Origin of the sequence: uncultured Campylobacter sp. (assembly GCF_938031315.1) — a bacterium.
Lineage (GTDB): Bacteria > Campylobacterota > Campylobacteria > Campylobacterales > Campylobacteraceae > Campylobacter_B.
The window spans coordinates 1-8,732 of sequence record NZ_CALHHT010000185.1 but is presented as its reverse complement, the minus strand read 5'-3'; the positions used below and the strand labels follow the sequence as shown (position 1 = coordinate 8,732).

The following is an 8,732-nucleotide window of genomic DNA, read 5'->3' as shown; positions in this document are numbered from 1 at the left end:
CGGGGATCTTTCCGTGGTTTAGCGAGGATGAGCCCATTTTATGGTGGTCGCCTGATCCACGCGCGGTGCTCGATCCGCGCGAAGTGCGCGTGCAAAAATCGATAAAGCCCTATCTGAAGCGATATGAGATAAAATTTGACGCTGATTTTAGAGGTTTTATAAATTTATGCAAAAGCGTGCGCGAGCGTGAAAAGCAGGGCACTTGGATCAGCGAGCAGATCGCGGAGGCGTATTCGCGCCTGGCGGATGCGGACATCGCTCACAGCGTCGAGGCGTACGAGGACGGCGAGCTCGTAGGCGGGCTATACGGGCTAATTTTCGGGCGGGTGTTTTGCGGCGAGAGTATGCTAAGCCTAAAGAGCAACGCTTCGAAAGTGGCGCTGATTAGGCTTTGCGAGGTGCTTGCTAAGTTTAATTTCCTGATCGATTGTCAGATTATGAACGAGCATCTGAAATTTATGGGCGCAAAGGAGATGGCGCGCGAGGAATTCCTTGCTTTATTCGCCGATCTTAGCGCGCAAGATAGCGGCTTTGAGCGCTTTGCGGATCTTAAAATTCCGCACGGCGTTTAGCCTTGAGCCAGGCATTGAAACGAAATCGCGCGGGAAGCATGCGCACTAAATTTAAAATTTTAAAGAAACGGTAGATGGTAGTAAGAGATAAAAGCTCCTCGGTCGGTATGATCATCGTGATGTTTATATTCGTGCCGGCGGCGCTTTTCATATTTTTGGCGATTTTATATTTTTGGGGCAGCACCGATCGCAAGCTGCCGCGCTTGGACGTCAATGAAACCAACAGCGCGATCCGCGGCGCGGTGATCGCAAAGGACAACTACGTCGCGGCAAATTCCGTCAAGCTCTATAAAGTTAGCGTCGATGCGCGCAGCATCGATAAAAACAAGCTTGATCTTTTCGTGCGGCTATACTGCATCTACACGGGCGATAGTGAAAAGCGCGTCAAAAGCGCGATCGAGGGCTCTGGCGGCACGACCGTGCTGTCGTATAAGATCGACGCCAAAACCGCCGTGCATCTAAAAGAGCTTGCATATAAGCTAAATTTAAAAAAGGTCTTCGTCAGCTTCATGGGCGCAAACGGCAGGCTAAATCCGCCTATCCGCATGAGCGTGAGCGAAAGCGGCGAGAAGCGCAGCTACAATGTCGGCGATTCGCTCACTCCGTTAATTGGCTATATCAATAAAAAAGAGGTTGATGGTATCACCAAGGTTAGCGGAATTAAGGGGATCGAGAAGTACTATGAGTATTATCTAGCGCCGGTTAGAGATGAGTTTATCGTGGGTCCGCGCGATATCGGCGGCAACATCATCCTAGAGCGTAGCAGCAAAAAAACGGGCAGAATAGACGGCTACAACGTCCGTCTAAGCGTGCCACTAACGCTGCAAAGAAAGATAGAGCGCCTAAGCGATGAAGGCGCTGATAATTACGATGCGCGAGAAATCGTGGTAGGCATTATGAACTCCAAAACGGGCAAAATTTTATCCCTTGCGACCAACGCTCGCTATGATCCCTCAAACATCACAAAAAACGATCTTAAGAATTTAAATTTTACCGCGAGCGAATACGCCTACGAAGTGGGCTCGATTATGAAGCCGATAATTTTCGCAATTGCCTACGACGCCAAAGCCGTCAAACCGGGCGAGATCATCAATACCTATAACGGCAGCTATAAGCTTGGTACTCGCACGATCCGCGACACGCACCCGGCTAAGCAGATGAGCGGCGAGGAGATCATCGTCCACAGCTCAAATATTGGAATGATTAAAATTTCAGAGCGGCTGGAGGGGCAGGCTATTTATGATGGGCTTATGAACTTTGGTATGTCGCAAAAAACGGGCATTGATCTGCCGTATGAGCAAAGTGGAAATATCCCAAGCATCAAAAGCCTGAATAATAAAATTTACAAAGCCACGATCAGCTACGGCTACGGCGCGCAGATGACCTTCCTTCAAATGCTTAATGCCTATACCGTCTTTAACAACGGCGGCGTCATGATTAGCCCGCGCCTAGTCGAAAATCTAGAAAATAACGGCAAAACTTACACCGTTAACGAAAGCGAAACCCGCCAGGTAATCTCTAAACCTACCGCTGACGTGATTAAAGGAATTTTAATCAAAACGGTTGAGAGCGGCACGGGGCGCAAGGGTCGAGTAGCGGGGCTGCAAATCGGCGGTAAGACGGGCACTGCGCGCATCGCTAAGGGGGGCGGCTATTCGAGCGCCTATAACAGCTCGTTTTTCGGCTTTGCCAACGACGCGGACACCAGCTACACGATCGGCGTTTTGGTGCGCGAGCCTAAAAGGGGCAGCTACTACGCCGCTCAAAATGCGCTGCCGATCTTTAAGCGGGCGGTAGGAATTTTGATAGAAGAGGGCTATCTAAAGCCCGCAGCCGACGCAAACGCCACGCAAAAGGTCGAGATCAAGGATGAGGCAGTTGAAATTAAAGATTAAATTTGCTAAATTTCGCGAGGTTTTTTAAAATTTTGCGGCTTGCGACGACGAAAATTCGCGAAATTTGGCGCGACTTTTGAAATTTTAAGGCGTTTAAATTTTACGGCGCGAATTTTGGCGGTATGAAATTTAGCAGCGCAAAATTTTAACGGCACGGCGATGGAATTTTATCGTAACGCGGGATTTCGTGCTGTGTCGCTCGCTGCGCTAAGGTGGTGGAGTTTTATTGCAATACAGAATTTCGGTGCGGCGTAAAATTCCGTATCAAGGCAAAATTTTAAATTTGCCGCCGTGCAAATAAGCGCAAGTAAAACGGCGAGCGAGCTTGAAATGTTAAATTTAAGACGCGCAATGTATCTGCGTAGCCCTGAAATTTAGCGAGTTTGAGAGCAAAATTTAACGATGAAATTTAACGCAAAGAAAAGAGGAAAATATGAAAGCAAATGAGGGAAAAATGAAAATAGCGATAATCGGGCTTGGCTACGTGGGGCTTCCTTTGGCGGCGGCGTTTGCCGCGAAACACGAGGTCGTGGGCTTTGACGTAGCTCAGGACCGCATAGACGAGCTGCGCGGCGGGCACGATCGCACGCTGGAGCTTAGCGACGAGGAGCTTGCCGCGGCGATTCAAAACGGGCTTAAATTTAGCGCAAAGCTAGATGATATGAGGCAGAGTAATTTTTACATCGTGTGCGTGCCGACGCCCGTAGATAGGCTAAATCGCCCCGATCTCACGCCGCTAATCAAGGCCAGCGAAAGCGTCGGAGCCGTGCTTAAAAAGGGCGACATCGTCGTGTATGAAAGCACCGTCTATCCGGGCGCTACGGAGGAGGACTGCGTACCTGTGTTGGAGCGCACGAGCGGGCTAAAATTTAACCGCGATTTTTTCTGCGGATATTCGCCCGAGCGTATCAATCCTGGCGATAAAGTTCACACCGTCACGAAGATCAAAAAGATCGTCTCGGCAAGCACCCCCGAGGCTTTGGACGTCGTAGATAGCGTCTATCTTAGCATCCTGCAAAACGGCACCTTTCGCGCTAGCAGCATAAAGGTCGCCGAGGCCGCGAAGGTGATCGAAAACACCCAGCGCGACATCAATATCGGCTTTATCAACGAGCTTGCGATCCTGTTCGGCAAACTCGGTATAAACACCAACGACGTCATCGACGCGGCAGCTACGAAGTGGAATTTCTTAAGCTTCCGTCCGGGGCTCGTGGGCGGACACTGTATCGGCATCGATCCGTATTATCTGGCGCAGAAGGCGACCGAGGTGGGCTATCACCCCGAAATCATCCTCTCAAGCCGCCGCATTAACGATAATATGGGAAGCTACGTCGCTACGGAGGTCGTTAAGATGATGATAAAATACGACGAAAAGGTAAAGGGCGCGAAGGTCTTGATCTTGGGACTTACGTTTAAAGAAAACTGCCCCGACACCCGCAATACGCGCGTCGTGGATATGATAAACGAGCTTAAAAATTTCGGCTGCGAGGTAAGCGTCTATGATCCTTGGGCGAGCGCCGCCGACGCCAAGAGATACTACGATATCGATCTGCTGCAAAAGCCTGATTTGCGTAAATTTGACTGCGTCGTAATCGCCGTAGCGCATAAACAGTTTTTCGAGCTTGATTACACGGGCTCGCTGGTTTACGACGTGAAAAATGTCTATAAAGGCGCGCAAGGAAAGCTCTGAAATTTAGCCGAGGTTTAAATTTAGATTTTATCAGTGCGGTTTACTTTTTATGTTTTGAAGCTCAAACACGATGCTAAACCGCAAAAATAGATAAAATTTTTTGGTATAAGTGAAAGTTAATCCTCATCGTTATATAATCGCGGCACTTCATGGGGAATAAAACGAGTTGTCGCTTTAGGTTTTGTTTAAAAGCTAAAGCTCTTTGCAGGCTAGTGTTTTAAGGCTGAAGGATCAAATTTGAAGACCTTGCTTAAAATCATAAAAAACATTTTTAAAAGCATTCCTTATATAGTTATTGTTCTCATCGCTATTGTTTTAGCGTTAAAATTTGGAATCGGCTTAAGATTTACATCAACCTCCTCTCACTATACCGTCACTGCAAATACCAAAGTAGATCCTAACTCCGAGCTAGCTAAATACGTAACGCAAAAGGAGATAAACGCAGTTGGCTATAGATATTGGGATATAGACGAAGAGGAGGTTAGAGATAATCCCACGATGGAACTTTTGCGCAGGAGCTTAAAATCAAAAGATACGGATAAAATTTTAAAATTTATGCAGGATAATAATATAAGCGTAGATACCCCTCTTCATTTCGGCGTTACCCCTTTGATGTATGCTAGCTTTTACGATGACGAAAAAACCGCAAAAAAGCTGATAGAGATGGGTGCCGATCCTCATAAGAAAGATAATTACGAGCTATCCCCTATGGCATACGCTATGGAAAATAACGCCACTAAGTCGGTCAAGCTTTTGCTAGATAGCGGAGTTAAGTTTGACGAAGTAGAGATCGTGCAGGAAACTTACGGGATTAGAGATGTCGAAAACTGGATAGATTCTATAAGCTTTGACGAAAACGCTACGCCGATCATACATTACCGCACCAAAGAGGTTCTTTTTAGCGGCGGAGGCGAGCCGTATTATTTTATCAGCCACCTAGTTAGAAACAATATGTACGATATAATGAAAATGGTGCTAGAGAGCGGCTATAGACCGTATACCTACTCCACTTTCAACATGGGAGAGGTCTCCGTTTCAAATAAACTAGAGGAGATATCCGGCTATAAAAATATAAAAAATACTAACAAGGAGTATGGGGTAGAGGAGTTTAGGCTTTATATGTCGGTATATGGCGATCTGCTGGACGTGCCCGAGCCCGGAGCTATGATAGATCTACTTTTGCAATACGATATAGGCGGAATCCCGAATGATGAATTTTTAAAAAGAATGTATGATGATAGGTGTTATAAGGAATATAGGTATGATGTAGAAAGCGAATATTATAAGAAAGCAACCAAAGCTAGGTTCCAGCTTGCTTTTTTGCAAAAACATTGTTCCGACAAGAACGCTACCTTTAAAAATATTAAAGAGTATATACTATTTGCGGTAGGGCAAAAAAAAATTGATAAAATAGAATTTGCAGCAAATAGAAAGCATATAAAAAACCCCAACTTTCATATATCTAAAGAGGAAGTCGAGAGACTAACTAACGACTATAAAGAATATAAAAGAAATTTATTTAGTAAGGAAGCGGTAGATCAAAAGCAGTAAGCGGCTAAGCAACCCGCTGCGAAATAATCAAATTTAAAGCCCCATCTAATTACCGAAAAAGATAAAATTTTGCCGATTTTATCGGCATTGCATTAGGCTTGCAAACTTCGCAAAAAGTATAAAAGGCTCGAATAGAAAAGTTAAATTTAATCTCTAAATTTACAGCGCCTGCGCGAGTATAAATTTTGCAAAATCCTCGCGAGAGTTCGGGCATTTGCACACTTCGTAGTATTCATAACCCAGCTCGCGCGCCTGGGCCCTATAAAAAATATCCAGCTCAAAATCGGTCTCGGAATTATCTACGCAAAACGCGATCGGAAATATGAGCGCTTTTTTGCTCTGCAGATCCCGCAAAACGTCCGCGACATTGGGCTCTAGCCACTTCACGGGGCCCAGGCGCGATTGATACGCCAAAATAATCTCTTTAAATTTAATCCCGCGCGCAGCCAGCAGATCTTTTAAAATCTCCACGTGCGCCTTTACCTGCGCCTCGTATGGATCGCCCGCGGTGATCATTTTTACCGGCAGCGAATGCGCGGAAAATATGAGCGAAATTTGAGAAATTTCATCCGCGCTAAATTTCGCAACGCACTCCGCGATCAAATTTAATAAAATTTCGTTGTAAGCGGCGCTTTCGTAGAAAATATCAACCATCTTATGATTTTTTATCCCGAGCCGCTTAAGTGCCGCTTCGGCAGAGCACAGGCTCGATTGCACCGTCGTTTTTGAGAAGTGCGGATACAAAGGCATCAAAATTATCTCGTCAAAATCCGCGTATTTTTTAAACACATCCTCCGCAAATGGCGGCGTGTAATTCATCGCATAATCGCAAATTAGCTCATCTATCGGTTTTTCATCCTGCGGCACTTCATTTTGCAGCGCCTCGCCCTGTGTCGGGATATCCTGTGGCGACTCACTCGCGGCGCTTGCGTCCGCCGCACCTTTAAATTTTAATCCCGCGCTTAATTCGGCTCGCGCGAGTAAATTTACCTGCTCGCAAAGCGCTTCGGTGATGGAGCATATCGGCGAGCATCCGCCCAGTTTTTCGTAGTTGCTACGCGCCGATGCGGTTCTGCTTTTTACGATGAGTGCGGCTAAAACGCTGCGCCAAAAATCGCTCTTAACGCCCAAAATAAAGGGGTCGTTAAACATATTTTTTAAAAAAACTTCAACCTCGCTCAGATTGTTCGGACCGCCCATGTTGAGCAAAATTAGGGCTTTTTTCATGAGATGATTTCTCTGATTTTTATCGCGTCCTCTACGCTTGCAAGTCCTGCGTCCGCGCTGCTGTTGCACATCGCGCAAAACGCTTCGTGCTCGCGCCGCAGCGAAAAGTCATCGCGATCGACGCGTAAATTTACGCGGCCTTCGGGGGTAATTTTAAAAAGAGTTATTGAGATTAGATCGCCGAAATATACGCCGCTGTCGGTGCAAATTTCGACACCGTGGCGTCTCATAGGATAGAGATTGGATTGCATGAGCGTGCAGTAGCAGCCGTTTTTTGTGTGAAGCGTCGCGCATGCGGCTAGAGTGCGCTCTTTAGAGATATTTTTGCTAAGTTCTATGCAGGCGATTTCGCTGTGAGAAAGCAGCCGCACAAGATCGACATCTCTAAAAAGGGCATTGGCGACGATATCTGCTCTATCATCGTTTGCAAAACCGCTTACAAAGCTCATCGAAAAAATTTTATCCCCCTTGGCTAGCTCGCGTAGTAGGGATACGATTACTGGATTGTAGCGGTCGGAGTAGCCTACGGCTAGGCGCGTGCCGTTAGTAGTGACTGCGTAGTTTATCTCTCTAGCTTCGGCTAGGCTTTGTGCGAGCGGAGATTCTACAAAGATATTTTTGGTAAACGGCAGGCATTTTAAAATCAGCTCTTTATGCGATGGCGGGGGGGCTGTGATGACTACGGCGTCGGGCTTAGCGACGTTAAAAAGATCGGTTAGATTATCAAAGATCGGATAGCGCGGGCCGAAATTTTCACTGCTGCCCTTATGATAAAGCGCTACAAGCTCGAAATAATCGCTCCTTCTTAGCTCGCTGAAATGCTTTTGACCAAGCTCGCCCATGCCTATGATCGCTATCTTTTTTTTCATCGCCATGCCCTAAATTTAATCTTTCGCGCCATTATAACTAAGAATGGTTAAAATTTTATAGTTTTTAAAATCTAATTTGGCTAAAATGCGCTCCAAAATTTTAAAATTTAAAATAGGGAAATTTCATGGATATTAGAAGCGAATATTTGAATTTTTTTGCGAGCAAGGGCCATCAGATCGTTCCTAGCGCGCCGCTAGTGCCCGATGACGACAGCTTGCTTTTTACCAACGCGGGCATGGTGCCGTTTAAAAGCATATTTACAGGAGCCGTTCCGCGTCCGACGCCGCCTATCCGCACGAGCTGTCAGACCTGCATCCGCGCCGGCGGCAAACACAACGACCTAGACAACGTCGGCTATACCGCGCGCCACCATACGTTTTTTGAGATGCTTGGCAATTTCAGCTTCGGCGAGTATTTCAAAGAGCAGGCGATCGCCTATGCGTGGGAGTTTATCACTGAAATTTTAAAGCTTCCTAAAGACAAACTCTACGTCACCGTGCACGAAAAGGACGACGAAGCTTACGAGTTCTGGGCGCGCCACATAGCGCAGGAGCGCATATATCGCTTCGGCGATCACGATAACTTTTGGGCGATGGGCGATACCGGTCCTTGCGGCCCGTGCAGCGAAATTTTTTACGATCAGGGCGAGGAGCATTTTCACGGAAGCGAGGATTATATGGGCGGCGACGGCGACCGCTTTTTAGAGATTTGGAATTTAGTTTTCATGCAGTACGAGCGCAGCAAAGACGGCAAGCTTAGCCCGCTTCCAAAGCCTAGCATTGACACGGGTATGGGGCTTGAGCGCGTCACGGCGATTAAAGAAGGCAAGTTTAGCAACTACGACAGCTCGCTTTTTATGCCGCTTATAAACGAAGTAGCCGCGCTTTGCGGCAAGCCGTACGCGTATGAGAGCGGCGCTAGCTACCG

7 protein-coding genes are annotated in these 8,732 nt (G+C 46.9%); 5 read left to right on the top strand and 2 right to left on the bottom strand.

Translation table 11 applies throughout. The features are described 5' to 3' along the window. The 4 genes from aat to Q0236_RS04865 form a co-directional block, all read left to right on the top strand. The coding region (gene aat / locus Q0236_RS04880) for a leucyl/phenylalanyl-tRNA--protein transferase (protein WP_297915660.1) at positions 1-572 on the top strand (572 nt) is incomplete at its 5' end. Between the two features lie 74 nt (positions 573-646). Further along, positions 647-2,467, top strand: coding sequence for a penicillin-binding protein 2 (locus Q0236_RS04875; RefSeq protein ID WP_297915658.1), 1,821 nt, complete (start codon positions 647-649; stop codon positions 2,465-2,467). A gap of 454 nt (positions 2,468-2,921) precedes the next feature. Next, the gene (locus Q0236_RS04870) at positions 2,922-4,157 is read left to right on the top strand and encodes a nucleotide sugar dehydrogenase (RefSeq protein WP_297915656.1); all 1,236 of its coding nucleotides are present in this window, start codon (positions 2,922-2,924) and stop codon (positions 4,155-4,157) included. Between the two features lie 237 nt (positions 4,158-4,394). After that, complete coding sequence (locus Q0236_RS04865; protein WP_297915654.1) at positions 4,395-5,708, top strand: ankyrin repeat domain-containing protein; 1,314 nt, start codon at positions 4,395-4,397, stop codon at positions 5,706-5,708. A 159-nt stretch (positions 5,709-5,867) separates the two neighbouring features. Here Q0236_RS04865 and hemH read toward each other — a convergent pair whose 3' ends face one another. Both hemH and Q0236_RS04855 read right to left on the bottom strand, forming a co-directional pair. Beyond that, the gene (gene hemH, locus Q0236_RS04860) at positions 5,868-6,935 is read right to left on the bottom strand and encodes a ferrochelatase (protein ID WP_297915652.1); all 1,068 of its coding nucleotides are present in this window, start codon (positions 6,933-6,935) and stop codon (positions 5,868-5,870) included. Beyond that, on the bottom strand, positions 6,932-7,804 hold the full coding sequence (locus Q0236_RS04855; RefSeq protein ID WP_297915650.1) for a Gfo/Idh/MocA family oxidoreductase: 873 nt from the start codon (positions 7,802-7,804) through the stop codon (positions 6,932-6,934). The genes hemH and Q0236_RS04855 overlap by 4 nt, the downstream gene beginning before the upstream one ends. Before the next feature lie 125 nt (positions 7,805-7,929). Between Q0236_RS04855 and Q0236_RS04850 the strand changes: the two genes are divergently transcribed. Further along, the coding region (locus tag Q0236_RS04850) for an alanine--tRNA ligase-related protein (protein WP_297915648.1) at positions 7,930-8,732 on the top strand (803 nt) is incomplete at its 3' end.

Excerpts from the sequence above, each read along its gene's own strand:
- Q0236_RS04875 (WP_297915658.1), top strand. The coding sequence starts at position 647 with ATGGTAGTAAGAGATAAAAGCTCCTCGGTCGGTATGATCATCGTGATG.
- Q0236_RS04870 (WP_297915656.1), top strand. The coding sequence starts at position 2,922 with ATGAAAATAGCGATAATCGGGCTTGGCTACGTGGGGCTTCCTTTGGCG.
- hemH (WP_297915652.1), bottom strand. The coding sequence starts at position 6,935 with ATGAAAAAAGCCCTAATTTTGCTCAACATGGGCGGTCCGAACAATCTG.
- Q0236_RS04855 (WP_297915650.1), bottom strand. The coding sequence starts at position 7,804 with ATGAAAAAAAAGATAGCGATCATAGGCATGGGCGAGCTTGGTCAAAAG.